Origin of the sequence: Mesorhizobium sp. NPDC059025 (assembly GCF_042739655.1) — a bacterium.
GTDB lineage: Bacteria > Pseudomonadota > Alphaproteobacteria > Rhizobiales > Rhizobiaceae > Mesorhizobium.
In genome coordinates this window covers 82,152-108,679 of record NZ_JBHYIM010000001.1, presented here as the reverse complement: position 1 = coordinate 108,679, position 26,528 = coordinate 82,152, and the positions used below count along the sequence as shown (strand labels likewise).

28 protein-coding genes, 1 tRNA gene and 1 riboswitch are annotated in these 26,528 nt (G+C 64.1%); of the genes, 22 read left to right on the top strand and 7 right to left on the bottom strand.

The annotated features are described in order from the left end of the window. Nucleotides 1-6 precede the first annotated feature (6 nt). Nucleotides 7-588 (bottom strand): NADH-quinone oxidoreductase subunit B, encoded by a 582-nt coding sequence (locus tag ACFWYE_RS00490; protein WP_326892764.1) that lies wholly within the window; start codon nt 586-588, stop codon nt 7-9. Continuing rightward, the gene (locus ACFWYE_RS00485; protein ID WP_129414490.1) at nt 579-944 is read right to left on the bottom strand and encodes an NADH-quinone oxidoreductase subunit A; all 366 of its coding nucleotides are present in this window, start codon (nt 942-944) and stop codon (nt 579-581) included. Before ACFWYE_RS00485 ends, ACFWYE_RS00490 begins: the two co-directional genes overlap by 10 nt. Nucleotides 945-1,274: 330 nt before the next feature. On the opposite strand from ACFWYE_RS00485, the gene ACFWYE_RS00480 reads away from it, so the two are divergent. After that, nucleotides 1,275-2,489, top strand: coding sequence for a winged helix-turn-helix domain-containing protein (locus ACFWYE_RS00480; RefSeq protein WP_379108945.1), 1,215 nt, complete (start codon nt 1,275-1,277; stop codon nt 2,487-2,489). 54 nt (nt 2,490-2,543) lie between these two features. Here the strand turns inward: ACFWYE_RS00480 and ACFWYE_RS00475 are convergent, their stop codons facing one another. Further along, entirely contained in the window at nt 2,544-3,407 is an 864-nt protein-coding gene (locus ACFWYE_RS00475; protein ID WP_379108943.1) for an alpha/beta fold hydrolase, read from the bottom strand. Nucleotides 3,408-3,593: 186 nt separating this feature from the next. Here ACFWYE_RS00475 and ACFWYE_RS00470 point away from each other — a divergent pair, with 186 nt between their 5' ends. Further along, complete coding sequence (locus tag ACFWYE_RS00470; RefSeq protein ID WP_379069616.1) at nt 3,594-4,067, top strand: GNAT family N-acetyltransferase; 474 nt, start codon at nt 3,594-3,596, stop codon at nt 4,065-4,067. Between the two features lie 24 nt (nt 4,068-4,091). Continuing rightward, on the top strand, nt 4,092-4,598 hold the full coding sequence (locus ACFWYE_RS00465) for a shikimate kinase (RefSeq protein ID WP_379108941.1): 507 nt from the start codon (nt 4,092-4,094) through the stop codon (nt 4,596-4,598). A 32-nt stretch (nt 4,599-4,630) separates the two neighbouring features. Here the strand turns inward: ACFWYE_RS00465 and ACFWYE_RS00460 are convergent, their stop codons facing one another. After that, nucleotides 4,631-5,524 carry an NmrA family NAD(P)-binding protein gene (locus tag ACFWYE_RS00460; RefSeq protein ID WP_379108939.1) on the bottom strand — a complete coding sequence of 298 codons (894 nt, stop codon included), beginning with the start codon at nt 5,522-5,524 and terminating at the stop codon, nt 4,631-4,633. Nucleotides 5,525-5,631: 107 nt separating this feature from the next. Between ACFWYE_RS00460 and ACFWYE_RS00455 the strand changes: the two genes are divergently transcribed. The 8 genes from ACFWYE_RS00455 (at nt 5,632) to ACFWYE_RS00420 (ending at nt 15,153) form a co-directional block, all read left to right on the top strand. Then, nucleotides 5,632-6,546, top strand: coding sequence for a LysR family transcriptional regulator (locus tag ACFWYE_RS00455; protein ID WP_379108937.1), 915 nt, complete (start codon nt 5,632-5,634; stop codon nt 6,544-6,546). An 83-nt stretch (nt 6,547-6,629) separates the two neighbouring features. After that, a riboswitch (cobalamin riboswitch) is annotated at nt 6,630-6,832 on the top strand. Between the two features lie 34 nt (nt 6,833-6,866). After that, complete coding sequence (locus tag ACFWYE_RS00450; RefSeq protein ID WP_379108935.1) at nt 6,867-7,298, top strand: DUF1636 family protein; 432 nt, start codon at nt 6,867-6,869, stop codon at nt 7,296-7,298. Further along, on the top strand, nt 7,295-8,332 hold the full coding sequence (cobW, locus tag ACFWYE_RS00445) for a cobalamin biosynthesis protein CobW (RefSeq protein WP_379069603.1): 1,038 nt from the start codon (nt 7,295-7,297) through the stop codon (nt 8,330-8,332). The genes ACFWYE_RS00450 and cobW overlap by 4 nt, the downstream gene beginning before the upstream one ends. Nucleotides 8,333-8,335: 3 nt before the next feature. Beyond that, nucleotides 8,336-11,683, top strand: coding sequence for a cobaltochelatase subunit CobN (gene cobN / locus ACFWYE_RS00440; RefSeq protein ID WP_379108933.1), 3,348 nt, complete (start codon nt 8,336-8,338; stop codon nt 11,681-11,683). After that, nucleotides 11,680-13,011, top strand: coding sequence for a precorrin-3B synthase (cobG, locus tag ACFWYE_RS00435; RefSeq protein WP_379108931.1), 1,332 nt, complete (start codon nt 11,680-11,682; stop codon nt 13,009-13,011). Before cobN ends, cobG begins: the two co-directional genes overlap by 4 nt. Nucleotides 13,012-13,013: 2 nt before the next feature. Continuing rightward, entirely contained in the window at nt 13,014-13,646 is a 633-nt protein-coding gene (locus ACFWYE_RS00430) for a precorrin-8X methylmutase (protein ID WP_379108929.1), read from the top strand. Beyond that, nucleotides 13,643-14,392: a precorrin-2 C(20)-methyltransferase gene (locus tag ACFWYE_RS00425; RefSeq protein WP_379108927.1), complete on the top strand. Its 750-nt coding sequence runs from the start codon at nt 13,643-13,645 to the stop codon at nt 14,390-14,392. The genes ACFWYE_RS00430 and ACFWYE_RS00425 overlap by 4 nt, the downstream gene beginning before the upstream one ends. After that, nucleotides 14,389-15,153, top strand: a complete 765-nt coding sequence (locus tag ACFWYE_RS00420) for a precorrin-3B C(17)-methyltransferase (protein WP_379108925.1) — start codon at nt 14,389-14,391, stop codon at nt 15,151-15,153. The genes ACFWYE_RS00425 and ACFWYE_RS00420 overlap by 4 nt, the downstream gene beginning before the upstream one ends. On the opposite strand, the gene ACFWYE_RS00415 is transcribed toward ACFWYE_RS00420, so the two are convergent. After that, nucleotides 15,117-15,884, bottom strand: a complete 768-nt coding sequence (locus ACFWYE_RS00415; RefSeq protein WP_379108923.1) for a cobalt-precorrin-6A reductase — start codon at nt 15,882-15,884, stop codon at nt 15,117-15,119. The two genes, ACFWYE_RS00420 and ACFWYE_RS00415, sit on opposite strands and share 37 nt — an antisense overlap. Nucleotide 15,885: 1 nt before the next feature. Here ACFWYE_RS00415 and cbiE point away from each other — a divergent pair, with 1 nt between their 5' ends. The 10 genes from cbiE (at nt 15,886) to ACFWYE_RS00365 (ending at nt 23,855) form a co-directional block, all read left to right on the top strand. Continuing rightward, nucleotides 15,886-17,121, top strand: a complete 1,236-nt coding sequence (cbiE, locus tag ACFWYE_RS00410) for a precorrin-6y C5,15-methyltransferase (decarboxylating) subunit CbiE (RefSeq protein WP_379108921.1) — start codon at nt 15,886-15,888, stop codon at nt 17,119-17,121. After that, nucleotides 17,118-17,501, top strand: a complete 384-nt coding sequence (locus ACFWYE_RS00405) for a cobalamin biosynthesis protein (RefSeq protein ID WP_379108919.1) — start codon at nt 17,118-17,120, stop codon at nt 17,499-17,501. The genes cbiE and ACFWYE_RS00405 overlap by 4 nt, the downstream gene beginning before the upstream one ends. Beyond that, nucleotides 17,498-18,256, top strand: coding sequence for a precorrin-4 C(11)-methyltransferase (gene cobM / locus ACFWYE_RS00400; protein ID WP_379108917.1), 759 nt, complete (start codon nt 17,498-17,500; stop codon nt 18,254-18,256). The genes ACFWYE_RS00405 and cobM overlap by 4 nt, the downstream gene beginning before the upstream one ends. Next, nucleotides 18,253-19,038: a uroporphyrinogen-III C-methyltransferase gene (cobA, locus tag ACFWYE_RS00395; protein WP_379108915.1), complete on the top strand. Its 786-nt coding sequence runs from the start codon at nt 18,253-18,255 to the stop codon at nt 19,036-19,038. The genes cobM and cobA overlap by 4 nt, the downstream gene beginning before the upstream one ends. Then, nucleotides 19,035-20,345 (top strand): cobyrinate a,c-diamide synthase, encoded by a 1,311-nt coding sequence (locus tag ACFWYE_RS00390; protein WP_379108913.1) that lies wholly within the window; start codon nt 19,035-19,037, stop codon nt 20,343-20,345. The genes cobA and ACFWYE_RS00390 overlap by 4 nt, the downstream gene beginning before the upstream one ends. Next, nucleotides 20,342-21,109 carry an adenosylcobinamide-GDP ribazoletransferase gene (locus tag ACFWYE_RS00385; RefSeq protein WP_379108911.1) on the top strand — a complete coding sequence of 256 codons (768 nt, stop codon included), beginning with the start codon at nt 20,342-20,344 and terminating at the stop codon, nt 21,107-21,109. The genes ACFWYE_RS00390 and ACFWYE_RS00385 overlap by 4 nt, the downstream gene beginning before the upstream one ends. Nucleotides 21,110-21,133: 24 nt before the next feature. Further along, nucleotides 21,134-22,144, top strand: coding sequence for a nicotinate-nucleotide--dimethylbenzimidazole phosphoribosyltransferase (cobT, locus tag ACFWYE_RS00380; RefSeq protein ID WP_379108909.1), 1,011 nt, complete (start codon nt 21,134-21,136; stop codon nt 22,142-22,144). A 144-nt stretch (nt 22,145-22,288) separates the two neighbouring features. Next, nucleotides 22,289-22,576 (top strand): hypothetical protein, encoded by a 288-nt coding sequence (locus ACFWYE_RS00375; RefSeq protein WP_379108907.1) that lies wholly within the window; start codon nt 22,289-22,291, stop codon nt 22,574-22,576. A gap of 284 nt (nt 22,577-22,860) precedes the next feature. Next, nucleotides 22,861-23,109 carry a DUF982 domain-containing protein gene (locus tag ACFWYE_RS00370; protein ID WP_379108905.1) on the top strand — a complete coding sequence of 83 codons (249 nt, stop codon included), beginning with the start codon at nt 22,861-22,863 and terminating at the stop codon, nt 23,107-23,109. Nucleotides 23,110-23,483: 374 nt separating this feature from the next. After that, the gene (locus ACFWYE_RS00365; RefSeq protein ID WP_379108903.1) at nt 23,484-23,855 is read left to right on the top strand and encodes a hypothetical protein; all 372 of its coding nucleotides are present in this window, start codon (nt 23,484-23,486) and stop codon (nt 23,853-23,855) included. 137 nt (nt 23,856-23,992) lie between these two features. On the opposite strand, the gene ACFWYE_RS00360 is transcribed toward ACFWYE_RS00365, so the two are convergent. Together ACFWYE_RS00360 and ACFWYE_RS00355 are read right to left on the bottom strand one after the other, a co-directional pair. Beyond that, a tRNA-Lys gene (locus ACFWYE_RS00360) sits at nt 23,993-24,068 on the bottom strand. A gap of 140 nt (nt 24,069-24,208) precedes the next feature. Continuing rightward, nucleotides 24,209-25,117, bottom strand: a complete 909-nt coding sequence (locus ACFWYE_RS00355; RefSeq protein WP_379108901.1) for a PhzF family phenazine biosynthesis protein — start codon at nt 25,115-25,117, stop codon at nt 24,209-24,211. A 114-nt stretch (nt 25,118-25,231) separates the two neighbouring features. On the opposite strand from ACFWYE_RS00355, the gene ACFWYE_RS00350 reads away from it, so the two are divergent. Further along, complete coding sequence (locus tag ACFWYE_RS00350; protein WP_379108899.1) at nt 25,232-26,527, top strand: efflux RND transporter periplasmic adaptor subunit; 1,296 nt, start codon at nt 25,232-25,234, stop codon at nt 26,525-26,527. Nucleotide 26,528: the final 1 nt, after the last annotated feature.

The window sequence follows — 26,528 nt, the reverse complement described above, 5'->3', positions numbered from 1 at the left end:
GATCGCTTACCGTTCGATCGTGCCGGTGCGGCGGATCTTCTTCTGCAGAAGAAGCAGGCCGTAGAGCAGCGCTTCAGCAGTGGGCGGGCAGCCGGGCACATAGATGTCGACCGGCACGACGCGATCGCAACCGCGCACCACCGAATAGGAATAATGATAGTAGCCGCCGCCATTGGCACATGAGCCCATCGAGATGACGTAGCGCGGCTCCGGCATCTGGTCATAGACCTTGCGCAGTGCAGGTGCCATCTTGTTGGTCAGCGTGCCGGCGACGATCATCACGTCCGACTGGCGCGGCGAAGCGCGCGGCGCAATGCCGAAGCGTTCGCTGTCGTAGCGCGGCATGGCGCTATGGATCATCTCCACCGCGCAGCAGGCCAGGCCGAAGGTCATGTACATCAGCGAGCCGGTGCGCGCCCAGGTGATCAGCGCCTCGCTCGAGGTGACGAGGAAGCCCTTGTCGGCAAGCTCGTTGTTGATGTCCAGGAAGAACGGATCGTCCGAACCGATCGGCTTGCCGGTGTTCGGATCGAGAATGCCTTTCGGCTTCGGCGCGACGAGCGTGCCGGAACTGTCATTCAATCCCATTCCAGCGCTCCTTTTTTCCATTCATAGGCAAAGCCGATGGTCAGCACGCCGAGGAACACCATCATCGACCAGAAGCCGAGCATGCCGATCTGGCCGAAAGAAACCGCCCACGGGAACAGGAAGGCCACTTCCAGATCGAAGATGATGAAGAGGATCGACACCAGGTAGAAGCGGATGTCGAATTTCATGCGGGCATCGTCGAAGGAGTTGAAACCACACTCGTAGGCCGACAGCTTTTCCGGGTCCGGATTGCGGTAGGCGACCAGGAATGGCGCCACGATAAGGGCAAGGCCGACGACCAGCGCCACACCGATGAAGAGGACGATGGGCAGATACGAACTGAGGAGTGCGTTCATGCTGCGACTTTCCATTGGTGGCTGATCCACCTGATACAGCACATGACCCTGGCGCGGAAGCACGTGGGTTCAACCGCTGAACCGATTTACGGGCCCATGCTGCAATGCGGCGACGGTTAGCGCAGCGCATTCGGCGAAGCAAGTCAAACCTTGTTCAAAATGCGACTGTGGACGCCTCTTCCAGCAAAACTGGTCCGATCGGCTCCCGTTTGATTTCCTTCACTTTTTACTCCACTTTTCTCTCCTGACAGGATCGGCGGCCAAACCCTGCTAGCATGGGTGGAATCGCCGGCAGCTCCGGCTCACTCCAACAGTCAAAATGTCGTCAGGATGAAAGACAGGATCTCGCTCAGAACAGCCCGTCGCATCGCACTTGCAGCACAAGGCTTCGCCGACCCGCGACCAGTTGGCACACCCGACCGCCGTCACCTCGGCCGCGTGCTTTCGCGCACCGGCCTTTTACAGATCGATTCCGTCAGCGCGGTGGTGCGCGCGCATTACATGCCGCTCTATTCGCGTCTCGGCCCCTACCCGATGTCCATGCTCGACGAGGCGATGGCGCCGGGCCGCAAGCGCCAGTTGTTCGAGTACTGGGCGCATGAGGCTTCGTTGCTGCCGGTCGAGACCTATCCCCTGATGCGCTGGCGCATGGAACGCGCCGGGCGCGGTGAGGAAATGTATCTGGGCCTCGCCAAATGGGGCTGCCAGAACACGTCGATGATCGAGGAGATCTACCGCGAGGTCGAAGCCCGTGGTCCCATCGCCGCTTCCGAGATCGAGGGCCACAAAGGCAATGGTGGCTGGTGGGGCTGGAGCGCCGCCAAGCACGCATTCGAATGGTTGTTCTGGGCCGGGCGCATCACCACGCATTCGCGCCGCGGCTTCGAACGCCTCTACGACCTGTCTGAGCGCGTGCTGCCACAGGCCGTGCGTGACATGCCTGTCCCCTCTCCCGAGGACGCGCATCGCGAACTGCTGCGCCTGTCGGCGCGTGCACATGGTGTGGCGACGTATTCCTGTCTCCGTGACTACTTCCGGCTCGCACCGCACGACACCAAGGGGCGGCTTGAAGAACTGGTCGAGGACGGCGAACTGATCCCGGTTCGCGTCGAGGGATGGGACAAGCCGGCCTATCTGCACAAGGACGCGCGCCAGCCGCGCAAGGTCGAAGCGCGCGCCCTGCTCGCCCCTTTCGATCCGCTGGTGTTCGAGCGCAGCCGCGCCGAGAACCTGTTCGACTTCCGCTATCGCATCGAGATCTACACGCCGGCCGACAAGCGGCAGTACGGCTATTACGTGCTCCCCTTCCTCTATGACGAGAAGATCGTTGCCCGCATCGACCTCAAGGCCGACCGGCCTGCCAGCGTGCTGCGGGTCCATGCGGCCTATGCCGAACCCAGCGCGCCACCGGAAACCGCGGCCCAACTGTTCGAAGAACTGAAGCTGATGCAAGACTGGCTTGGCCTTGAACGTATCGAGATAACGCCTGCTGGCGATCTCGGCCCGGCGCTCGCCGATATTGCCATGACCGCAAGGGCGGCCTGACAATAAGCAAAGGAGGCGCCGCAGCGCCTCCTCATCTGCCACACTCTATCCGGCCTACTGGAACATGCCCTTGGGTGTCTCGCCCTTCAGGAAGGGTTCGGTGAAGGCGGAGAGCAGCGCCGGCTGGGTAATGACTGCCGTGTGCGACGTTGCCGGCATGACGGCAAGACGCGAAGCGGCAAGCGGCTTGCCCATGTCGCCCATGGCGCCGCCGCCAAGCAGCCGGAACAGCGCAACCGAGTGTTCGAGCGTAGCCACATCCGCGTCACCGCTGATGACCAGCACCGGCATCTTCAGCGCCTTCACGTCGGCCTCCCACGCCATCGGCTCCTTTTCGAGCTGGATCAGCTTGGCAACCAGAGCGGGGAACCCGTCCGGATTGGCGGCAAGCTTCTTGTATTCGGCGGCGAAAGGCATGTTGACGAACATCTCGACGTTCATCTGCGGGACGAAGGCGGTGAATTCGGGCTGCCAGCCCTTGGCATCATAGGCGACGGATGCGGCAACCAGCCTGTTGACCTTTTCAGGATGGCGGATGGCGAGTTGCAGGCCTGCTGCCGCGCCCATCGAGTAGCCGAAGACATCCGCCTTCTTGAGCCCCACCTTGTCCATGAAACCGGCGACATCGTCGGCGAGATTGGGATAGGTGATCGGCCGGTCGATGTCGGTTGTGCGGCCATGTCCCTGGAACTCCAGCGCATAGACCTTGTGGGTCTTGGCCAGCATCGGGATGATCTCGCCCATCGAGGGGATGTTCATGTAGGCGCCGTGCAGGACGACCAGCGGTTCGCCCGCGCCCGATACTTCGTAATACATCTGCATACCGTTGACCTCGACACGATCGCCGGTGGGTTCGGTCCCGGCAAAGGCGGGACTGGCGAGAACAAAGGCAGCGGCAACTAGCAATGCGCGGAACATAGGGGTCTCCGTTGGTTGTCTCATGCGTTTTCGGTAACGCTGACAATAAGACGAAGCAGCGTTTCGCATTCCGACATGGCCAGACAAAATTTCTGTCTGGCGGCTGGCGACCAGCAGCGAGGCAGTGTCACTCTCGTCACGTCTCCGAATCTTCGAATGCCCAACGGCCAACCGAAAGACTGCCCCATGCCGCACGAACCTGCTGCGCAATTTCGAGCTGCAACTCCGGCAGACGTGGCTTTGGTCCGCGACATCGTGCGCGCGGCCTACTCGAAATGGATCCCGGTGATCGGCCGCGAACCGAGTCCGATGAAAGCCGACTATGACGAGGCCCTGCAAAAGCACCAGTTCACGCTGCTCTACCTGGGCATCGAGATCGCCGGCTTGATAGAGACCGTCCAGGAAAACGATCATCTCTGGATCGAGAACGTCTGTGTCTTGCCGGCTCAGCAAGGAAAAGGGCTCGGCAAAGTGCTGCTCCATCATGCCGAAGAAATGGCTCGCCAGGCAGGCCACAACGAAACCCGGCTGCTGACCAACGCCGCGTTCGAAGCCAACATCGCACTCTATGAGCGCCTGGGTTACGTCATCACCGAACGGGAGCCATACATGGAAGGCACCACGGTCTATATGCGCAAGCGTCTCGCACTTCATCTCTGAACCGCCAGCCGTTCGAGCACCCGCATGACACGCGTCTTGATCACCGGCATGTCCGGAACCGGCAAATCGGCCACGATCCGGGAACTGGCTGCACGTGGCCATGCCGCCTACGACCTTGATACGCCGGAGTGGTCACACTGGATCGAAGCCGCTCCTGGCGACACACTGACGCCCGGAGACGGCAAGGATTGGGTGTGGCAGCTCGACAAGGTTCGCGTGCTGCTTTCCCAACCACGTGACGAGGCACTCTTCATCAGCGGCTGTGCCGAGAACATGGACGAGCTTTTCCCGCTGATCGACACGATCATCCTGCTCTCTGTGCCGATCGATACGGTTATGCAACGCGTGTCCGCGCGAGCGCCGGGCAGATACGGTCATGTCGATGAGGAACGACGCAGGATTGGCGAATTGATCGCAATGATCGAACCGCTGCTTCGGGAGTCGGCCGACCACGAGATTGATTCCAGCGCACCGGTCGAAAAGACCGTCGACCGGATCCTTCAGTTGGTCTGGCGACACCCTAGTCCTTAGGTGGAGCAGGTCACGAGCTCGCACAATCTGTATCAGGCCCGCAGGAGAGCGTCCGGATTGATAGCCCCGAGTTCTTCGAAATATTGCCTCAGCGTACTGGGCTCGCGTCCGAGAATGGCGCGCAGAGTCAGGCTGTTTCCGGCAGAGCCGAACGCCGTATAGGATTCAAATACGCGTGCCAGTTGAGCCAGCGCCTCGCCTTCGAAAGGCGGTTTGGCGGCTGCCGCCCATGCCTCGAAGCTGAGTTCCACCGGTTCGATCGCGCGTCCAAGCAAGGCGCCCATCAAGGCGGCGATCTCGATGCGGTTGTGCATCCCATCGGCTGCAAGCTCGAAAGAGCCATAGGCAAGCTGATCGCCTGTCAACGCCTTGGCCACCACTTCAGCGACGTCGCGGTAATCGACACGCGCCAGCCGCGCCGTGTTCGAAAAGGGTTCCGCGAAGACACCATCACGAACCACGGCCTGCCATGCCGGGGCAATGTTCTGGAACAGCGTCGCCGGGTACAGGATTGTGTAGTCCAGATTGGAACGCAGCAGCGCCTCCTCCACCGGCAGTTTGCTGGCATGATTGGCCAGTCCGTTAGCTGGATGGATGACGGACGAAAACACGAACTTGCCAATTCCCGCGCGTTTCGCCGCATCAACCATGGCAATGCCGAGTGCCGGTTCGTCCGCAACAAAGGGCGGGCCGACATGATAGACCCCATGAACCCCCTTGAGCGCGCCGTCGAGACTTTCGGCATCGCGCAGATCGCCATCCACGATTTCCAACGCGCCATTGTCGCGTGCCGCGCGCGCGGCGACCTTGTTGCGCACCAGCGCCCGCACGATGACACCGCGCCGGGCAAGTTCCGCTGCGACATAGCCACCGCTGCGGCCGGAAGCGCCCACCACGAGTACGGTTTTCCTGTTCGGATCAGACATCGGCTTTCCTGACATGTTGGAACCACTTGTCGGAACATCGATCTCTCGACAGCCGATTGGTAGATGGTCAATTCGTGATATGGTCTCTCGAAAATCGGAGAACCATTATGGATCGGTTTGGTGATGTCGAGGCGTTCCTGGCGATCGTCGAACGCGGCAACCTGTCGGCAGCTGCCCGTCATCTCGGCCGTTCTCTCCAGGCGGTCAGCCGTTCACTGGCAGCCCTTGAAGGAAGTGTGGGCGTCGAACTCGTGCACCGCACGACCCACAAGGCACAGCCCACCGAGGCGGGATATGACTTCTACCAGCGGGTGAAACCGGCGCTTCTGGAAATTGTCGAAGCCAGGATACAAGCTGGCAACTGCAGCGCAGAGCCAACCGGACTGCTCAGGATTGGCGGACCGGAACTGCTGGGGCCTAGTTATCTCATCCCCATCGTCGCACGTTTCATGGAAATGCACCCTAAGCTCGAAGTAGAACTCAGCCTGTCGAACCACTTCGTCGACCTGGCCCAGGAAGGGCTCGACCTTGCCATCCGCATTGGCGAACTGGCGGATTCCGACTTGAAGGCGCGCCGGCTCGGCGTCATGCGCCGGGTCGTCTTCGGCGCGCCATCCTATTTCGGCAAACACGGACGGCCACGCCACCCACGCGAACTCACCGAACATCAATGTATCTTCCGCAACACCGATCGTGATGCCGGCGCCTGGCAATTCCAGGAAGGCGGCAAGCCATTGAGCGTGAAAGTTGGCGGACGGCTGCATCTCGACAACGCGGCCGCCAGCCACGCGGCGGTTGCCATTGGCCTCGGCATCGGCCGCGTGCCACTCTGGCAAATCCAGGATCTCGTCGACATCAACACCGTCGAGGTGATTCTGGAGGGCTTCGAACAGCCCGCGATTCCAGTCCACATCGTCTGGCCAGCAGCTCGCCTGCCACTCGCAAAGACACGGCTTTTCATCGACTTCCTGGCAGCCAATCTGCACATTCAAAGTCGGGAACGTGATTGCGTCGTGGCATGATGTCGGCTCGGTGGCCCAACCGCACCATCACGCTTGCGACGCGATCCGCCGTTGCGGCGCGTTGACAGCGCCACCTGCCCAAGCCTAAATCCGGCAAAGACGGTCTCCTCCCTTCACCGGGAGGAGCGAAGAGGGAATGCGGTGCGAGGCAAAGCTTCAAGTCCGCGGCTGTCCCCGCAACTGTGAGCGACGAGCCAAGGCCGATAGCCACTGGGATTTCCCGGGAAGGCGGCACCGAGGCAGCGACCCGCAAGCCAGGAGACCTGCCGTCAAACCAAGAATCCCAACGCCTGGCGGGTGTCCCGGGCAAGGAGCCTGATTTGGATCGCAGCGATAGTTTCTCGGCCGGGACGACGAGTGTGACGGCGGATGTCGAAACCGCCCCCGTCACCATCATCGTCTGCTCGTCCTGTCGGGACGAGAGCGGTTCGGATGCCCATCCTCGTGCCGGCACGATGCTGGCCGAAGCCACGAGGACTGCCGCCCTGGGCAACCAGACCATTCAAGTGCGCTCGGTCGAATGCCTGGGTAACTGCAAGCGCCGCCTCTCGGCAGCACTGCTGCGCAACGATTGCTGGAGCTACGTCTTCGGCGACCTGACGGTTGAATCAGGTTCCGACCTCGTGACTGGCGCAGAGCTTTTCGCAACGTCGCAGGATGGCCTCATCCCATGGCGTGGCCGTCCCGATTCCCTCAAGCGCGGCCTCGTCGCGCGTATCCCTCCCCTCGCTGTGTTGAAGGACCAGATATGACCGCTTCCGTTTCCCGCGTGCCTTGCACCGTCGTCACCGGCTTCCTCGGCGCCGGCAAAACGACGCTGATCCGCAACATCCTCGAGAACGCAAAGGGCAAGCGGCTGGCCCTCATCGTCAACGAATTCGGTGACGTCGGCGTCGACGGCGAGATCCTCAAGGGCTGCGGCGTTGAAAGCTGCCCGGAGGAGAACATCGTCGAACTCGCCAATGGCTGCATCTGCTGCACGGTCGCCGACGATTTCGTACCGGCGCTCGACCAGATCCTGGCGCGCACGCCGAAAGTCGACCACATCCTGATCGAGACGTCCGGCCTCGCGCTGCCGAAGCCACTGGTGCAGGCCTTCCAGTGGCCGACTGTGAAAAACCGCGTGACCGTCGACGGCGTTGTCGCCGTGGTCGACGGCCCGGCTCTGGCTGAAGGTCGCGTCGCCTCGGACATGGACGCGCTCGCCGCGCAGCGTGCCGCCGACGATTCACTCGACCACGACGATCCGGTCGAGGAGGTGTTTGAAGATCAGGTCGCCTGCGCCGACCTGATCATCCTCTCCAAGAACGACCTGCTGGATGCGGCCGGTGCTGCCCGCGCCAATGCCGTTCTCAGCGAGCATGTTGGCCGCGCGGTCAAGGTGGTGCCGACCGCACAGGGCAAGGTCGATCCGTCCGTGTTGCTCGGTCTCGGTCTTGCCGTCGAGGACGATATCGAAAACCGCAAGAGCCACCATGACGGCATGGGCGACCATGAGCATGACGACTTCGACACCTTCGTCGTCGAGATTCCTGCAGTTGCCAACCCGGATGATCTCGCTCGCCGTGTCGCGGAAGCCGCGGACAAGGAGAATGTGCTGCGCGTGAAGGGGTTCGTCGAAGTCGATGCCAAGCCGATGCGGCTCCTGCTGCAGGCGGTTGGACCGCGTGTGAACCACTACTATGATCGCGCCTGGACGGCAGACGACGACCGTCGCTCGCGGCTGGTGGTGATTGGCCTCAAGGGTCTCGACCGCCCGGCCATCGAGAAGATCCTGGTGGGATAAACCTTGCATATCCTGACCACCACCTCCGCCTCGCTCGACGATATCGCCGAGCCGGTAGACCTGCGCCAGCAGCCGGCGGAGATGGTGGCGCTGTCTTTCACCGACAGCGATCTGGCCGGATTGGCGTCCGGCTGGCAGGCGGATGTCGCCGCCCTGCCCTCGATGCGGCTGGCGGCATTGCGCGACCTTCGCCACCCGATGTCCGTCGATCTGTGGATCGACAGCGTTGCGCAGCACGCCAAGGTGATCCTGGTGCGTATCCTGGGCGGCTACGACTGGTGGCGCTACGGCTGCGACCAGCTTGCGGCAACAGCCCGCGCCAGGGGCATCAAGCTGGCGCTGCTGCCCGGCGAATCCCACGACGAGGATCCGCGCCTCACCGAAGCTTCCACCCTGCCCGCGGACGAACTGGAAGCCCTGCTTGCCTATTTCCGCCAGGGTGGACCGGCCAACATGTCTGCGCTGGTCAGCCGACTGGCTGGGCTTTGCGGCCACGATCGCGCTGTTCTCCCGCCTGTCGAACTGCCCAAGGCAGGTTTCTATCAACCCGGCGTTGGGGTCGTGGACGCGCTTCCTCCCATCTTCGCCGGCAAACCGGCCGTCCCCATCCTCTTCTATCGTTCGATGCTGCTCGCGGCCGATGCCGCCCCCATCGATGCCCTGGCCGGAGCTCTGGAGGTGCGCGGTATCACGGCCGTACCCATCTTCGTGCCCAGTCTGAAGAACCAGGCCTCGCTGGGTTTCGTGGAAAAGACACTCGGCGCTCTGAACCCGGCAGCCATCGTCACCGCCACCGCATTCGCTTCCGGCGCGGAACCGGGAGCCGAAACCTTGTTCGACCGTGCCGGGGTGCCGGTGTTCCAGGTCATCGTCGCCACGACACGCCGCGACGCCTGGGAGACCAACCAGCGTGGCCTGGCACCGGCCGATCTTGCCATGCATGTGGTGCTGCCGGAGCTGGACGGCCGCATCCTCGCCGGCGCGGTTTCCTTCAAGGCCGAAGTTGCGACCGATTCGGCGCTTGCCTTCCGACCTTTCGCCAACAGGCCTGAACCCGATCGCGTCGAGCGCGTCGCCGACCGCATTGTGGCTCATATCCGGCTGCAGCAGGCGGAACCCGCTGAGAGACGCGTCGTCATCCTCATCCCCGATTATCCCAGCGCGCCCGGACGCACCGGATACGCTGTTGGCCTCGACGTGCCCTCTTCCGTGCTCTCCATGCTGCACGACCTTAAGGAAGACGGTTACACGGTTGAGAAGATTCCTGAATCCGCGCGCGCTTTGCTCGACCTCCTGGAACAAGGTGGCGAACATCTTGATGCCGAGGACTACGCAACGCTCTCCGAAAACCTGCCGATCGACGCGCGCCAGGCGGTGGTCGATGCATGGGGCAAAGCTTCGTCAACCGATTTTCCTTTCCGCGCCGCCAGCTTCGGCAACGTTACCGTAGCCCTGGCTCCGGATCGTGGCCGCTCCGCCGACCGGCGCGCCGACTATCACGACCCGACGCTGCCACCGCGCCACGAACTGGTCGCCTTCGGCCTGTGGTTGCAGAAATCGCTTGGCGTGCACGCGATCATCCATGTCGGCGCACATGGCACGCTGGAATGGCTGCCCGGCAAGACGGTTGCCCTGGGCTCGAACTGTTTCCCTGAAATCGTCACCGGCGCGTTGCCGGTGATCTATCCTTTCATCGTCTCCAACCCAGGCGAGGCGGCGCAGGCCAAGCGTCGCATCGCGGCGGTCACACTCGGTCATCTGCCACCCCCATTGACCGGCGCAGGCCTGGACGACCACCAGCAGGAACTGGAACGTCTCGTAGATGAATACGCGCAGGCCGACGGGCTCGACCGCCGCCGGCGCGACCGGCTGGCCAGGCTGATTGTCGAAACCGCGGCTAAAACCGGCCTTGCCTCGGAAGCCGGCGTCGCCAAAACCGATGCGCCCGACGAAGCGCTGCGCCGCATCGATGCCTGGCTGTGCGATCTCAAGGATTTCGCGGTCAAGGACGGCCTGCACGTTTATGGTCGTGCTCCGGTGGGCGAAGCAGATCCGCTGCGCCTGCAAAGCGCGGCCAACGAAAAGACGGCGTTGCTCGCGGCGCTCAATGGCCGCCACGTCACTGCGGGCCCAGCGGGCGCGCCCGCTCGTGGCCGCAGCGATGTCCTGCCGACCGGGCGCAACCTGTTCACCGCCGATCCGCGTACCATGCCAACGCCGACCGCCTTCGATCTCGGCAAGGCGGCAGCCGACGAAATCGTGGTCAGCTACATGCAAGGTCATGGCGACTGGCCGCGGGCCCTGGTCATCGACCTCTGGGGCTCCGCATCCTTGCGCACCGGCGGCGAGGAAATCGCGCAGGGGCTCGCGCTGATGGGTTGCCGGCCGCAATGGGATGCCGCCACTGGTCGCGTCACAGGTATCGAAGTGCTGCCGCCAGCCACGCTTGGGCGGCCGCGTGTCGATGTCACCTGGCGCATATCGGGCCTGTTTCGCGACATGTTCCCCACCCAGATCGCCCTGATCGATGCGGCGGCACGCGCAGTCGCCCAGCGTGACGAGGACGACAGCGAAAACCCGCTTGCGGCGGCAACGCGTGCAGCAGGCCGGGTCGAACCGCGCATTTTCGGCTCCTCGCCGGGAACCTATGGCGCCGGGCTGGAGGCGATGCTTGCCAGCGGCGAATGGGATCGTCGAGAGGAACTTGGTCGCGCCTATCTCGAAGCCGCCTCGCATGCCTATGGCGGAGCTGAAGGTGAAGGCTCCGCCGCTCCCGGCGCCTTTGCGGGGCGCATCGCCGAGGCTGATCTGCTTGTCCACACGGGCGACGATCCGGGTCGCGACATCCTCGAGGGTTCGGCCGACGTCGCTTTCATTGGCGGCTTCTCCGCGGCGCTTGCCGCGCTGGGCAAAAGCGCGGACGTCATCGTTCTCGACACGACCGATCCCGCAAAACCCAGGCCACGCTCGGTATCGGAAGCGGTGACACGCGTGGTGCGGGCCCGCGCCATCAACCGCCGCTTCATCGAGGGCCAGATGCGGCACGGCCCGCGCGGTGCGTCGGAATTCGCCGAGACGGTCGATCGCCTGATCGGCTTCGCCGAGACCACCCATGCCATTGCCGGCAATCTGATCGGTGCCGTGCACGATGCCTACCTCGGCGATGAGGTGGTACGGGCATTTCTGCTGGCCGAGAACCCTCGGGCTGCCAAATTCATCGCCGAGCGCTTCCAGTCGGCCAGGCGGCGTGGCCTGTGGCACCCACTGCGCAACTCGGTCGACGACGACCTTGCTGCTTTGATCGCTGAAGCCCAAGGCCATGAACCAAAGGGAGCGGAGGCGGCGGAATGAATGCCTTCCAGCGCCGCGGTGCCTGCCCCGCCTTGTCGACGCCAATGCAGACCGGCGACGGGCTTTTGGTGCGCCTCAACCCGGTTGCTGGAGGACTTTCTCCCAAGGCCTTGATCGGACTCACGGAATCCGCCGCACGGCACGGCAACGGCATCATGGAAGTCACTGCCCGAGGTTCGATCCAGATCCGCGGCCTGACCCTTGCAAGCGCCGGCCAGCTGGCCGCGGAAGTAAACGCCTTGGGCATCGCTGTGCGAACTGGCGTTCCTGTCGAAACCGGCCCGCTGGCCGGTTTGGATGCGCAGGAAATTGCCGATCCGCGCCCGCTGGCTGAAGTGATCCGCCAGGCGATCGCAAAAACGGACCTGGCAGGCAGGCTCGGACCGAAGGTCTCCATCGTCGTCGACGGTGGCGGCGCCATCAGCCTGGATGCGATCCTGGCCGACATCCGGCTCGTCGCGGCCAGGGGCATCGGCAACATGAGATGGCATCTAGCCATTGGCGGCACCGCGGCCACCGCGCGGCCGCTGGCTTTGCTGGATGAATCAGACGTATGCGATAGAGTTCTAGCGATCCTCCAGGCCATTGCGGCGATCGGGCATGAGGGACGCGCACGCGACTTGAGCGCCACATCTTTGCCCGCCGACGGCACTGCACCGACACATCAGCAAAGCCGTCGAGGCGATTCTGCTCTCATCGGAATCCTTGCCCTGGCCGACGATACCCACGCCGTCGGCATCGCCCTGCCCTTCGGTTCGATGCCTGCGGAAAGGATCGCACAACTCTGCCTGGAAGCACACGCACGCGGCGCCGACGAAATCCGCCCGGCACCGCGGCGCACCCTGCTGTTCCTGATACCAGGCGAACAAGACTGTTTCGATTTGCAGCAGGCCGCCCATGGGCTCGGCTTCGTGACAGAAACCGGCGATCCGCGTCTGCATATAGCAGCCTGCCCCGGCGAGCCTGCCTGCGCCTCCGGCCGGATCGCGACACGCGAAATCGCCGAAACGGTTGCGTCCAGCCATGCCGGCTTGCTCGACGGCTCGTTCACCCTGCATGTTTCCGGTTGCGCCAAGGGCTGCGCGCATCCCGCGACGGCAGCGCTCACCCTGGTCGGCGGCGAAAACGGAGCCGGACTTGTCGTGGACGGGACGGCGAAAGCTCTTCCGCCCCGATACAGCCCGCGATATGAAGCCGCGCGCGGCATTGGCCGCGTCGCCGCGCTGGCAGGCAGTGCCAGGCGCGGCAACGAAACCGCCGCCACCTGCCTTGCCCGGTTGGGTGAAGCGGCGATCACCGACGCCTTCGCGAGATTGGGTACGGATTGAGTATGGCCGCCTATGACTACATCCACGACGGCAACGCCATCTATGAGCGTTCCTTTGCCATCATCCGCACTGAGGCCGACCTGTCGCGCTTCTCGGAAGCCGAGGCCGACATTGCCATCCGCATGATCCATGCCTGCGGCCAGGTCGAGGCGGCCAAGCATTTCGTCTTTTCGCCGGATTTCGCCACCGCCGCCCGTGATGCGCTCAAGGCAGGCGCGCCCATCCTGTGTGACGCCGAAATGGTGTCGCATGGCGTCACCCGCGCCCGCCTGCCGGCCGGCAATGACGTGATCTGCACTCTGCGCGATCCCCGTACCGCCGACATAGCCAAGGCGATTGGCAACACGCGTTCGGCTGCGGCAATCGACCTCTGGACCGACCGGCTTGCAGGTGCGGTGGTAGCCATCGGCAATGCGCCCACGGCATTGTTCTATCTCCTGGAAAAGCTGCGCGACGGCGCACCCAAACCGGCCGCGATCATCGGCATGCCGGTGGGATTTGTCGGCGCCGCCGAATCCAAGGATGCCCTGGCCGAAAACTCCTATGGCGTGCCCTTCGCCATCGTGCGTGGCCGGCTGGGCGGCAGTGCCATGACGGCTGCCGCGCTGAATTCGCTGGCGAGGCCTGGCCTGTGAGCGCGTCGGCGAAAGGCCGCCTCATCGGCGTCGGCACCGGTCCCGGCGATCCTGAACTGATGACGCTCAAGGCTGTGCGTGCGCTGGCCGAGGCCGATGTCGTCGCGCATTTTTCCAAGCGCGGCGCCAACGGCAATGCCCGCACCATCGTCGGTGCACATTATCGGGCAGACTGGATCGAACTGCCGCTGGTCTACCCGGTCACCATTGAGATCGACAAGGACAGCGACGACTACAAGGCGGCGATCACCGGTTTTTATGAGGAGTCGACGATGCGGGTCGCCGAGCATCTCGACCAGGGTCGCACGGTCGCCATCCTCTCCGAGGGCGATCCGCTCTTTTATGGCTCCTACATGCATCTGCACGTACGCCTTGCGCATCGTTACCCGACCGAGGTCATTCCCGGCGTGACGGCCATGTCCGGCTGCTGGTCGGCCAACGGCCTGCCGATCGTGCAGGGTGACGATGTGCTGACCGTCCTGCCCGGCACCATGAACGAGTTCGAACTGACCCGGCGGCTTGCCGACACCGACGCTGCGGTCATCATGAAGGTAGGCCGCAACCTGGCGAAAATTCGCCGCGCGCTGGACGCCACCGGCAAGCTCGCACGCGCCGTCTATGTCGAACGCGGCACGATGCCGGGTTCGGTGTCGATGCCATTGCAGGACAAGCCGGACGACAAGGCGCCCTATTTCGCCGTGGTGCTGGTGGCCGGCTGGTCCGGACGCCCGGAGGCAAGCCTGTGAGCGGCCGTCTCTTCGTCATCGGCCTCGGCCCCGGCAATGCCGACCAGGTCACACCGGAAGCAAACCTTGCGGTCGCTGAGGCCGAGTTCTTTTACGGCTACAAACCCTATGTCGACCGGCTCGAGCTGAAGCCGCACCAGACCCGGATCGCTTCCGACAATCGCGAGGAACTGGCGCGCGCCAAGGAGGCGATCGTCAAGGCGGCGCAAGGCCATGCAGTGGCTGTCGTCTCTGGTGGCGATCCTGGCGTCTTTGCCATGGCGGCCGCCGTGTGCGAAGCGATCGAGGATGGCCCTGCCGAATGGCGTGACATCGACCTGCAGATCGTGCCGGGCGTCACCGCCATGCTCGCCGTAGCCGCCCGTGCCGGCGCACCGCTCGGCCATGATTTCTGTGCCATTTCGTTGTCCGACAACCTGAAACCCTGGGATCTGATCGAACTCAGATTGCTGGCGGCAGCCGGTGCCGGCTTCGTGATCGCCCTCTACAACCCGATCAGCAAGGCCCGCCCCTGGCAGCTTGGTCGTGCCTTCGAGGCACTCGCCGCTATTTTGCCGGGTACAACACCGGTGATTTTCGGTCGCGCCGCCGGCCGTCCCGACGAGCGTATCGAAGTTGCTTCGCTCGCCTTCGCCCGGGCAGATATGGCGGATATGGCAACCTGCGTGATCATCGGATCGCCCGAAACCCGTGTCATCAAGCGCAACGGCAAACCAGCGCTGGTCTACACACCGCGCTCGGCGACGGGACGCAGGGAATGATCGACCATCGCAAGCAGTTCCACGATGCCGGCCGCCGAAGGCACCGTCGGCAGAACCGGCCTGCGGATCATAACCACCTCGATACCAAGCGCTCGCGCCGCGGCGATCTTGCCGTAGGTCGCCTCGCCACCGCTGTTCTTGGAAACGATGACGTCGATGCGGTGTTCGATCAACAGTCGATGCTCATCCGCCTCATCGAAAGGCCCGCGAGCCAGCAGATAGTCGACACCGGGAATACCGAGCGGTGGCTCGACCGGGTCGACGCTGCGCAGGAGATAGTGGTGATGGGCAGCCGCTTCGAAGACGCCAACGTCCTGGCGCCCGAGCGCCAGGAAGACACGCCGAGCGGCGGGACCGAGCGCGACGGCGGCATTTGCAGCACCATCCACTTCCGTCCAGCGGTCACCTTCCCGTCGTTCCCAGCCGGGGCGGCGCAACGCCAGGATCGGCACACCGGCAAGTCGCGCGGCTTTGGCCGCATTGGTGGAAATGCGCGCCGCGTAGGGATGCGTCGCGTCGATCAGCAGATCGGTCTGGTTGTCCTTCAGATAGGCGGCGAGGCCGTCGGCGCCGCCGAAACCGCCGGCACGCATCGGCACAGGCTGGGCAACCGGGTTTTCCGTGCGCCCCGCCAGCGAAAGGGTCAACTCAACATCGGGTCTTGCCGCCAATCGACCGGCCAGTTGCCTGGCCTCGGTGGTTCCGCCCAGAATGAGAATACGGTGGGACATCATGCCTGCTGAGAAAGAAACGCGCGCCGTACCAGCCTGGCTCGCCATTGTCGGCATCGGCGAGGACGGTGTAGCGGGTCTGGGCGACGAGGCCAAGCGACTGATCGCGGAGGCCGAGTTCGTTTTCGGCGGCAAGCGCCATTTCGATCTCGCCGGCTCACTTGTCACCGGCGAGATGCACCAGTGGCCGACACCTTTCGATCCGCAAATGGAAGCGGTTCTCGATCGCGCCGGCCGACGCGTCTGTGTGCTTGCTTCCGGCGATCCATTCTTTCACGGCGTCGGCCTGACGCTGGCACGCAAGGTCGCCGCCGCTGACATGGTGGTGGTGCCTGCACCCTCCTCCATCTCGCTCGCAGCCTCACGGCTTGGCTGGGCACTGCAGGAGGTCGAGACGATTTCCCTGCATGGTCGCCCGCACGATCTGATCCGGCCGTTGCTGCAGCCCGGCGCCCGGATCCTGGCATTGACCTCTGACGGGACAGCACCGTCCAAGCTGGCGACGCTGCTTGCCGAGCTTGGCTTCGGTCCGTCCAGGCTGACCGTTCTGGAAGCACTGGGTGGCCCGGACGAGGTCGTCCGCGGCGCGAGAGCCAGCGATTTCAATCTCAAAAACATCAATCCGCTCAATGTGCTGGCGCTCGAAATTGAATCGGAAGCGCAGGCGCGGATCCTGCCCCTCGCCTCCGGTCTTTCCGACGACCTCTTCGAAACCGACGGTCAGATCACCAAGCGTGAAGTGCGCGCCATAACGCTGTCCGCGCTGGCGCCACGTCGGGATGAGGTCTTGTGGGACATCGGCGCGGGCTCCGGTTCCATCGCGATTGAATGGATGCTGTCGCATCCCTCGCTGAGCGCCCTTGCCATCGAGGCCAATGCCGAGCGCGCCGAGCGCATTCGGTACAACGCCACGGCTTTTGGAGTACCGGGACTGACGGTGATCGAAGGCGAGGCACCGAAAGCACTGGCTGGCCTGCCGGCACCAAATGTCATCTTCATCGGCGGTGGCGGCACCGATGCCGGTGTCTTCGATGCGGCACTGAAGGCACTGCCGCCTGGTGGTCGCTGCGTGGCCAATGCCGTCACCCTGGAGATGGAGGCGCTGCTGGTCGCCCGTCAGGCGGAGTTGGGCGGCACGCTGACCCGCATCGCCATTTCGCGCGCGGCACCCGTCGGCACCATGCAGGCCTGGCGGCCAGCCCTGCCGGTAACGCAATGGAGCTGGATCAAGCCATGATCGTCGCGGGCATCGGCTGTCGCAAGGGCGTGGACGCGGCCGGCGTTCTGGCGGCGGTCGACGCAGCCCTTCTCAGTCATGACCTCGATCGCTCTGCGCTTTCCGCGCTCGCCACCACCACTTTCAAGCAGGATGAGGCTGCCATCTTTGCCGCCGCGGAGCTGCTCGGCCTCGAGGTGATCGTCGTTGAGGACGCTGATGCGGGCAACACCCAGGCCGGGCTTACCCGCTCCGATACTTCCCTCGCCGTTGCCGGTTCGCCATCCGTATCGGAAGGCGCGGCACTCGCGGCGGCGGGCAAAAACGCGCGACTGCTTGGACCGCGCCTCATAACAGGCGCCGTTACCTGCGCCATCGCTGTCAACGGAGCCTCGGCATGACCGTGCATTTCATCGGCGCTGGTCCGGGCGCTGCCGATCTCATCACCTTGCGCGGCGCGAGGCTGCTCGCATCCTGCCCCGTCTGCCTCTATGCCGGCTCCATCGTGGCACCGGAACTGCTGGACCATTGCGCGCCCGGCACGAGACTGGTGGACACCGCTCCGATGTCGCTGGACGAAATCGAGGCCGAGTATGTTGCCGCCGACAAGGCCGGGCAGGACGTGGCGAGGCTGCACTCCGGCGATCTCTCGGTATGGAGCGCCGTCGCCGAGCAGATCCGTCGCCTCGAACGCAACGGCATTGCCTATACGCTGACCCCCGGCGTGCCGTCCTTCGCCGCAGCCGCGGCAGCGCTCAAGCGTGAACTGACCATCCCGGAAGTGGCACAAAGCCTGGTACTGACCCGTGTTTCGGGCCGTGCCTCCAAGATGCCGCCGGGTGAAACCTTGTCGGCCTTTGGCCGCACCGGCGCAACGCTGGCGATCCACCTCGCCATCCACGCCATCGAGCAGGTGGTGACGGAGTTGACCCCGCACTATGGCGGCGATTGTCCCGTCGCCATCGTCTTTCGCGCCACATGGCCGGACGAGCGCGTCATCCGCGCGACCTTGGAAACTGTGGCAGCCGCACTGGCCGCCGATCCGATCGAGCGCACCGCGCTGATCTTCGTCGGGCGCTCGCTGGCAGCCGAGGACTTCACCGAAAGCTCGCTCTACGACGCCTACTACCAGCGCCGTTTCAGGAACCGGCTATGATGCTTTCCGCGACGCTCGAAAAGCTCACCGCACACAAGCCAAGGCTCGAGCCCGGCCATGTCTGGCTGGCCGGCTCCGGCCCGGGTGACCCCAGCCTGCTCACCTTGGAAGTGCTCTCCGCACTCAGCCAGGCCGATGCGCTGGTGCATGACGCGCTTGTCTCGCAGGAGATCATCGACGTCGCCGGGCAGGCTGAAAAATTCTACGTCGGCAAGCGCGGCGGCCGGTTGTCCATCCCGCAGGGCGAGATCAACACGCTGCTGGTGAAGCTCGCCAGGGAAGGCCGCAAGGTGGTTCGGCTGAAAGGCGGTCACCCTTATGTTTTCGGACGCGGCGGCGAGGAAACGCTGGCGCTGACCGAAAACGGCATTCCTAATCGTGTCCTGCCGGGTGTGACCTCCGCTTTCGGCGGGCTGACCTCGGCCGGCATTCCGGCGACCATGCGCGGCATCAACGGCGCCATCATCCTGGCGACCGGCTTTGCCGCGGTCTCCGACGACCGCCCGGACTGGCAGGCGCTCGCCCGCACCGGCCAGCCCATCGTCATTTACATGGGCCTGACCCACATGGAAGCGACCGTCGCCGATCTGCTCGCCGGCGGGCTGGAATCCGACACGCCGGCAGCGCTGATCGAGAACGCCACGCTGCCGCAGGAACGCACCGTCGTCGCCACCCTCGGCACGCTGGTGGATGCGGCCGCACGGGAAGCGATCGTTTCACCGGCACTCATCATCGTTGGCGGTATCGTCGCCATGCGCGAAAGATTGGCGGCCAGATCATGAGCGCCATCATCGTCGGCGCACCGCGTTCCGGCTCGGGCAAGACCAGCGTCACCATCGGCATCCTGCGCGCGCTGGCAAGGCGCGGCGTGCGCGTGCGCGGTGCGAAATCCGGCCCAGACTATATCGATCCCGGCTTCCATGCCGCCGCCACCGGTCTTCCCGGCGTCAATCTGGACAGCTGGGCGATGCCGCCTTCCCTGCTCAACGGCCTTGCGGCACGCGCTGCCGGCGATGCCGAACTGGTGGTGCTGGAGAGCGCCATGGGGCTTTTCGACGGCATTCCGTCGCCGGACGGCCGCACCGGTTCGGCAGCCGACCTTGCCCGACTCTACAGGCTGCCGGTGCTTCTGGTGCTCGACGTATCCGGCCAGTCGACGACAGCGGCGGCAATCGCCAAGGGCTTTTCCTGCTACGACCCCAATGTGCGCATCGCCGGCGTCGTGCTCAATCGCCTCGGCAGCGAACGCCACCGCAAGCTTTGCGCCGATGCCATCGAAGCTCTCGGCTTGCCTGTGGTGGGTGCCATCCAGCGCGATTCAGCCCTTGCCTTGCCCGAGCGCCACCTCGGTCTCGTTCAGGCCAGCGAGCATGCCGGGTTGATGTCGCATCTCGACCGGCTGGCCGACATGGCCGAAACCTCGCTCAACCTCGACGCGATCATGGCGCTGGCCGCGCCGCTGCAACCGGCAACCGGTGATTTCAGCGCAGCACTGCCGCCACCTGGCCAGCGCATCGCATTGGCCGAGGATGCTGCCTTCACCTTCGTCTATCCGCATGTGGCAGCACATTGGCGCGACGCCGGCGCCGAGATCGTGCCTTTCTCGCCGCTCGCCGACGAGGCGCCGGATGCAAGCTGCCATGTCTGCTGGCTGCCGGGCGGTTATCCGGAATTGCATGCCGGCAGGCTCGCCGCGGCCGGGAGATTCCGCGGCGGCATGCAGCACTTCGCGGCATCAAAACCGATCCATGGCGAGTGCGGTGGCTTCATGACGCTGGGCGCAGCGCTCGAAGACGCCGACGGCGTCACCCACCCGATGCTCGGGCTGCTCGGTCATTCGACATCCTTTGCCAGGCGCAAGATGAATCTCGGCTATCGCGAAGCCCGGCTTAGGAGCGATTGCGCCCTTGGACCAGCCGGCACGGTCGTGCGCGGCCATGAATTCCACTATGCACAGGTGACAGACGCTGGCTCGGATGAACCGCTTGCCGAGCTTGCCGACGGGCTGGGCAATCCGCTTGGCACTTCCGGTGCGCGGCGCGGCCTTGTCAGCGGCACGTTTTTCCACGCCATTGCGGTGAACCCATGAGCACCAGCCCAGCCTCGGCCAGGATCGCCACCGACATCGCGCTGTCGCTGGTCTTCTTCACGCGGCTGCCGTTGCCGGTTCTGGATTTCGGCGACCGCAAGCTGGCCGACGCGATCTGGGCAGCCCCGATCGCCGGCGTGGTGGTGGCGATCGTCGGCGCGGCCACCTTCACGCTGGCGACAAGCTTCGGCGTTGCGTCCGGCCCAGCCGCGGCGCTTGCGCTGGCTGCCATGATGCTGTCGACCGGCTCCCTGCATGAGGACGGGTTTTCCGATGTCGCCGACGGCTTCGGCGGCGGCCGCACGCCGGAACGCAAGCTGGAGATCATGCATGACAGCCGCATCGGCGCCTATGGCGCCTCCGCGCTCGGCTTGAGCATCCTCATCCGCTGGAGTGCCTTGGCGGAGTTTTCCAGCGGCTGGTCCGCCTTGCTTGCGCTGGTCGCTGCCCATGCCGCTTCGCGCGGCCTGCTCGGCGCTTTCCTGCACTGGCTGCCCTCGGCCACCGCCGAAGGTCTCTCTTCCCGCATCGGCACGGTTTCGCTGGGCACCGCGCAGGCGGGCATCATCCTGGGTGCCGTCGCGCTGCTGGTGCTGGGCTTTGGTGGCGCACTTGCCGCCGTCGCCCTGCTCGGTTTGGTCTTCCTTTGTTTTCGCAAGCTCTGCCTCAGCCAGATCGGCGGTCATACCGGCGATGCCGCCGGTGCCCTGCAGCAGCTTTGCGAAATCGCCGTACTCATCGTTGCATCCGTCGCACTCACCTGATTCCGTTTCGGAGACAAATCCGTCATGCCCTTCAAATCATTCGATGAACTGCGCGCAGCCTGCCGCGATCTGTCGACCGGCAGCGAGGCCGCCGCGGCTGCGGTCGCCCGCCGCCAGGACACGTTGACGAAGCCGCAGGGCAGCCTGGGCCGCCTGGAAACGATCGCCGCCTGGCTGGCGCGCTGGCAGGGCCGCGACATGCCGAGGCTCGATCGGGTGAAAGTGTTCGTTTTCGCCGGCAACCATGGCATCACCGCCCAGGGTGTCTCGGCCTACCCTTCCGAAGTCACGGTGCAGATGGTGGCCAATTTCGCCCATGGCGGCGCGGCCATCAACCAGCTTGCCCGGGCGACCGGTGCGGAGCTCGATGTCATCCCACTCGACCTTGACCATGCGACAGGCGACTTCACCCAGGGTGTTGCCATGGATGAAGCGGCTTTCCTCGCCGCGGTCTCTGCCGGCTATGATGCCGTGGACGCGGATCTCGATCTGCTCTGCCTGGGCGAAATGGGCATCGGCAACACCACGCCGGCGGCGGCGATCTCTGCTGCCCTGTTCGGCGGCGGCGCCGAGAAATGGACAGGTCGCGGTACCGGTGTCGACGATGCCGGCCTTAGGCGCAAGGTCGTTGCGATCGAAGCTGGACTGGACCGTCATGCCGCGGTGCTTGCCGACCCGCTGAAGGCGGCGGCCGCTCTCGGCGGCCGCGAACTGGCGGCCATCTTCGGCGCCACACTTGCCGCGCGTCACCGCAACGTGCCGGTGCTGCTTGACGGCTTCGTGTGTACCGCGGCAGCGGCCCCCCTGGCCAAGCTGCATGCCGCGGGCCTTGCCCACACCCTTGCTGCCCATGTCTCGGCGGAAGCAGGCCATCGCGGCCTGCTGCAGGCGCTTGGCCTGACACCGCTGCTCGATCTTGGCATGCGGCTTGGTGAGGGGTCCGGCGCCTGCCTCGCCGTCAATCTCGTCCGCTCGGCGCTGGCCTGCCACGCAGGCATGGCAAGCTTCGCGGAAGCAGGTGTTTCGGAAAAATAGCCGGATGGCAGGCAGCGTGCCCTCCGGGCGCCGTGGCAAGCCTCCAGCGCGGCATTGCCAATGCGCGGCTTTTCGGAGAATCTCCAATGCTCGGGAACTTTCGCCCTGGCCGCTGCTTTCTGACCGACGGCATGGAGATTTTCGATGGCGATGAAGCACTTCGCAACCTGCGCACTCACGGCGGTCCTGGCGATTGGCCTGAGCGCGCCAACCTTCGCCGGTGAGAAGAAGCACCATCACAAAAAGCAGCGTGTCCATCACGAGGAGCGTTACGTGCCGGCCGGACGCACCGTTGTCGAAATGCTGTTCGGCGGCCCGCGCTATTACGACAAACAGATGTTCACGACGGCTGTCGGCCCTTGCGCCTATCACCGCGTCGGTCCTGACGCCAATGCGGTCAATGACATCAACGACCGCTATTGCGGGAAGTAGCGCGTATAGCGAAAATACTGTTCATACCCCCTGCACGCGACTGAACGGGATGATCCACCCAACCAGGTTCAATAAATTCCGCTCGTCGAAACCTCCTTCTCTCATCCAGTTGGCGTCAGCCCATCCTCAACAGGTCGCATACCTGTTGAGGGCCATGGCTTCGGTTTTGAAGAGGTTGGCCATCCATGCATCACGCAACGTGAGCGTACGCGCCCGAAAGTGAAGAAACTGAAACGGGTATTCCGCCGTATGCTTTTCCATGGGGTCGCGTTGGAGACTTGCAGATGAACCACGGCGAAACAGGAACGTTTGAAAACCCGGTGACCGTGCGGCTTCCTTCTGGAAAGAGGCTGGTGACGAGCACGCGTGAAGCGGCAGAACTGTTGCTTTACGACTGGCCGATCGGAGAGACGGGGCAGCGCATAATGGCTCGCATGGCCTGCATGAGAGTGCTTGGCGGAGGCAGCGAGCCTGAAATCGCCAGACAAGCGTTTCTAGCCGCAGCCAAGGAAGCCAAGATCCTGACAGCCTGACGATCGCGACATTCGCTTGGCGAAGCAACTTCTGTCTCGGCGATTTCCGTCGGGCGGCTTGAAGTTCGAAGCATTGGAAAAGCGTATTTCAACTATCGTGGCCGCCTTGTCGACAATTGTCGGCGTGCACCTAGGCGACGGGGTGACGGTCGACCCTTCCAAGCCGCGCCTACGACGATCGTCGCACTTGTCGCGTCTGCAGCGACGGATAGTTTCACGGCTCATCGGGGTCGCCTGACAGCAGTTCTCGGCGGGCTCAGGCAACATGGTCGGTCTGGAGGGAGGCGAGCCCGATCACCTGCCTCTCATTACCCGTGACACAGATGACAGCCGCGGCCCGAGCGGGTAAGTCTCCGCGAGAAAAAGAGGGCATCATGAAATCACTGTTCTTGTCTGTCGGTCTTTTGCTGGCCTTGCCGCCATCTGCTGCTTTCGCGCAGCAGATCGAATCCTATGTCGCCAGGTTGAGCGCCGCCGACCATTTCAACTCGAGTGGCGAACGCCTTACCAGCGTCGCCGCGATCATCCGCCAGGACAGGGCCAATCTGTATGTCTACGGAAAGGGTGACCCTGAGGACGAGACGGATTCGTTCTTTTCCGACAAGGGCAATCGGGCCAAGCTCGAAAACATGCTGAACCGGGGGACGGCGAGCAAGGCGTCCCGGCAGGCGATTGTGAACGGTACGCCGATGATCAGGGTCAAGGTCCATCCCGACTTCATCGATGTCGAAGTCTATCGGGACTGATCTGCCACAGCTTCTGTCCGCTCAGCAGCAACATCGTCAAAACGATCCGTGCCGGAACAGAACCGGCGCGGATATCCACGAAACCGTGAGCAGCCTGCAAAAATGGCACTGGCGGAGCGGATGCTAAGTAGTTGAAATGGTGGGTGATGTAGGGATCGAACCTACGACCCGCTGATTAAGAGTCAGCTGCTCTACCAACTGAGCTAATCACCCACGGGGCTGGTGAAAACCAGCTTGGGCGGGCATATAGCCGCCACTCCCCTTCCTGTCCAGCCCCTGTCGCTTCATTTCCCGACAAATCGATACGGTTCTTTTTGCCGCACCTGTCTGGAGCCCGGTTTGCGCCTTCCGGATCAGACGAACAGCTTGCCCTCGCCCACCTTCACTGCCTGGCCGCCGATGCGGGCAGACGCCAGTTTGCCGCCAGCGACGTCGAGCTCAAGACGGATTCGTGATGGACGCCCCATTTCCAGGCCCTGCTCGATCCAGCAGCGTGTCATGCCGTCGCCCGGCTGGTCGAAACGCATGATTGCGCCGGCGAAGGCCGCCGCCGCCGAGCCGGTCGCCGGATCCTCGTAAGACGGATTGCCGGGCACGATCATGCGCACATGGAAGGCGCTCTCCTTGTTCACCGTCTCGCGGCAGTAGACATAGGGGCTGGCAAAAGCCCATTCGCTCTTCTTTGGCGCCAGCTGAGCCCACATGTCGTTGTTGAGACGCGCCTTGGCCGCAGCCGCCAGATTGGCGACCGGTATGGTCACATAGGGCACGCCGGCGCTGAAGAAGGCGACGCGGTGGTTCTCGAAACCGATCTCGTGCGGTCCCAGCCCCAACGCCGCACCGATGGCTTCAGGCTCGGCCGTGAGCTTGAGCTGTTCCGGCAGTTTGGCAAGGTCGAACTCGGCGAAGGTGGCACCCTCACCGCGGCTTACGGCGCACCGCACCGGCCCGATGTTCTCCTCCAGCACGAAGATGGCGTCTTCCTTGCCGCTTGCCAGCTCTGTCAGCGCCACGGCGCTGCCAACGGTGGGGTGGCCGGCGAACGGCATCTCGTAGTCCGGCGTGAAAATGCGGATACGGGCGCGGTGCCGCGGGTTCTCCGGCGGCAGCACGAAAACCGATTCGGACAGGTTGAACTCGCGCGCGATCCGCTGCATGGCATCGAGGTCCAGCCCTTCGCAGTCCAGCACCACGGCCAGAGGATTGCCAGCCAGGCCCTCATCGGTAAAAACGTCATAAATCAGATAGTTACGCGCCGCCATTTACGAATTCCCGTTCGACTGCCAGCCAACATGACTGAAAATTAATTTGCTATTGCCCGCACAAAACCTGATGTGTCGCAATCAGGGACATTTCGAGCAGCATAGGGGTCCAACGTGGACCAGACTGTCAAGCAGCCAGGGGCGGAGGAGGCTTCCGCCATCAAGGCGTCCCTCAACCTCGACACACCCGGTGCAAGGCGGCAACGCCGGCGTGGCTGGTTCTATGCGGCTTTGGCCGTGCTTGTCATTGCGGCGGCCCTTGGCGGCTGGCGCTGGTATGCAGGCGCACCTGCCCGTATCGACTACACCACGCAGGCCGCCGCGCGTGCGGATCTGACTGTCCAGGTTTCTGCCACCGGTACCTTGCAGCCCCTCACCCAGGTCGACATCTCCTCGGAGCTGTCGGGTATCGTGCGTACCGTTGCCGTCGAGGAGAACCAGCAGGTCAAACAGGGTGACGTGCTGGCTTCGCTCGACACCACCAAGCTGGAAGTCCAGATCGAACGGGCGACGGCCTCGGCCAAGGCGGCGGCCGCCGCCGTCGAAACGGCGGAGGTGACGCTGCGTGAAAGCGAGCAGAGTCTGTCACGCACCTCCGAGCTGACAAAGCGCGGCATGGCTACCCAGCAGGCGCTGGATACCGCGCAGGCAGCGCGCGATCGCGCCAAGGCAGCGCTGGACAGCGCGGAAGCCAGCCTCGCCATCGCCAACGCCGACCTGAAGGCTCAGCAGACCGATCTCGCCAAGAGCACCATCTATGCGCCGATCGACGGGATCGTGCTCACCCGTTCAGTCGATCCCGGCCAGACCGTGGCCTCGTCGCTGCAGGCGCCCGTCCTGTTCGTCATTGCCGCCGACCTGAAGAAGATGGAAGTGCAGGCCGCGATCGACGAGGCCGACATCGGCACCGTGCAGCCAGGCCAGAATGCGCGTTTCACCGTGGATGCTTTCCCCGAGCGGCCTTTCAACGCGCAGATCCGTGAAATCGCTTACGCATCGGTCACCACCGACGGCGTCGTCACCTACAAGGCACGCCTTGAGGTGGACAATGGCGAACTGCTGCTGCGCCCCGGCATGACGGCCACCGTCTCCGTGGTGACCAAGCAGTCAAAGGGGGCGTTGACCGTCCCCTCTTCAGCATTCCGCTTCCGCCCGTCCGCGGATGCGCGCAACCGGGAATTCAGCCTGCTGTCGATGTTCACCGGCCGCCCGAACCGCGTCAATGCGGGACCTCGCGACCGTCAGCAGGCTCGCGGTCCGGAAGGCACGCGGCGCCTTTTCATCCTGAAGGATGGCCGCCCTCGCCCCGTGGACGTCACGGTGGGTTCGACCAACGGCGACCTGACCGAGGTTCTGTCGGGACTTGACGACGGCGATCTCGTCATCACAGCAGCGCAACAGCGCAGCTGAC

What these genes read in the sequence shown, in the direction of transcription:
- ACFWYE_RS00490 (WP_326892764.1), bottom strand. Translation starts at nt 588, where the DNA reads ATGGGATTGAATGACAGTTCCGGCACGCTCGTCGCGCCGAAGCCGAAA.
- ACFWYE_RS00485 (WP_129414490.1), bottom strand. Translation starts at nt 944, where the DNA reads ATGAACGCACTCCTCAGTTCGTATCTGCCCATCGTCCTCTTCATCGGT.
- ACFWYE_RS00480 (WP_379108945.1), top strand. Translation starts at nt 1,275, where the DNA reads ATGAAAGACAGGATCTCGCTCAGAACAGCCCGTCGCATCGCACTTGCA.
- ACFWYE_RS00475 (WP_379108943.1), bottom strand. Translation starts at nt 3,407, where the DNA reads ATGTTCCGCGCATTGCTAGTTGCCGCTGCCTTTGTTCTCGCCAGTCCC.
- ACFWYE_RS00470 (WP_379069616.1), top strand. Translation starts at nt 3,594, where the DNA reads ATGCCGCACGAACCTGCTGCGCAATTTCGAGCTGCAACTCCGGCAGAC.
- ACFWYE_RS00465 (WP_379108941.1), top strand. Translation starts at nt 4,092, where the DNA reads ATGACACGCGTCTTGATCACCGGCATGTCCGGAACCGGCAAATCGGCC.
- ACFWYE_RS00460 (WP_379108939.1), bottom strand. Translation starts at nt 5,524, where the DNA reads ATGTCTGATCCGAACAGGAAAACCGTACTCGTGGTGGGCGCTTCCGGC.
- ACFWYE_RS00455 (WP_379108937.1), top strand. Translation starts at nt 5,632, where the DNA reads ATGGATCGGTTTGGTGATGTCGAGGCGTTCCTGGCGATCGTCGAACGC.
- cobW (WP_379069603.1), top strand. Translation starts at nt 7,295, where the DNA reads ATGACCGCTTCCGTTTCCCGCGTGCCTTGCACCGTCGTCACCGGCTTC.
- cobG (WP_379108931.1), top strand. Translation starts at nt 11,680, where the DNA reads ATGAATGCCTTCCAGCGCCGCGGTGCCTGCCCCGCCTTGTCGACGCCA.
- ACFWYE_RS00430 (WP_379108929.1), top strand. Translation starts at nt 13,014, where the DNA reads ATGGCCGCCTATGACTACATCCACGACGGCAACGCCATCTATGAGCGT.
- ACFWYE_RS00415 (WP_379108923.1), bottom strand. Translation starts at nt 15,884, where the DNA reads ATGTCCCACCGTATTCTCATTCTGGGCGGAACCACCGAGGCCAGGCAA.
- cbiE (WP_379108921.1), top strand. Translation starts at nt 15,886, where the DNA reads ATGCCTGCTGAGAAAGAAACGCGCGCCGTACCAGCCTGGCTCGCCATT.
- ACFWYE_RS00405 (WP_379108919.1), top strand. Translation starts at nt 17,118, where the DNA reads ATGATCGTCGCGGGCATCGGCTGTCGCAAGGGCGTGGACGCGGCCGGC.
- cobM (WP_379108917.1), top strand. Translation starts at nt 17,498, where the DNA reads ATGACCGTGCATTTCATCGGCGCTGGTCCGGGCGCTGCCGATCTCATC.
- cobA (WP_379108915.1), top strand. Translation starts at nt 18,253, where the DNA reads ATGATGCTTTCCGCGACGCTCGAAAAGCTCACCGCACACAAGCCAAGG.
- ACFWYE_RS00390 (WP_379108913.1), top strand. Translation starts at nt 19,035, where the DNA reads ATGAGCGCCATCATCGTCGGCGCACCGCGTTCCGGCTCGGGCAAGACC.
- ACFWYE_RS00385 (WP_379108911.1), top strand. Translation starts at nt 20,342, where the DNA reads ATGAGCACCAGCCCAGCCTCGGCCAGGATCGCCACCGACATCGCGCTG.
- cobT (WP_379108909.1), top strand. Translation starts at nt 21,134, where the DNA reads ATGCCCTTCAAATCATTCGATGAACTGCGCGCAGCCTGCCGCGATCTG.
- ACFWYE_RS00375 (WP_379108907.1), top strand. Translation starts at nt 22,289, where the DNA reads ATGGCGATGAAGCACTTCGCAACCTGCGCACTCACGGCGGTCCTGGCG.
- ACFWYE_RS00370 (WP_379108905.1), top strand. Translation starts at nt 22,861, where the DNA reads ATGAACCACGGCGAAACAGGAACGTTTGAAAACCCGGTGACCGTGCGG.
- ACFWYE_RS00365 (WP_379108903.1), top strand. Translation starts at nt 23,484, where the DNA reads ATGAAATCACTGTTCTTGTCTGTCGGTCTTTTGCTGGCCTTGCCGCCA.
- ACFWYE_RS00355 (WP_379108901.1), bottom strand. Translation starts at nt 25,117, where the DNA reads ATGGCGGCGCGTAACTATCTGATTTATGACGTTTTTACCGATGAGGGC.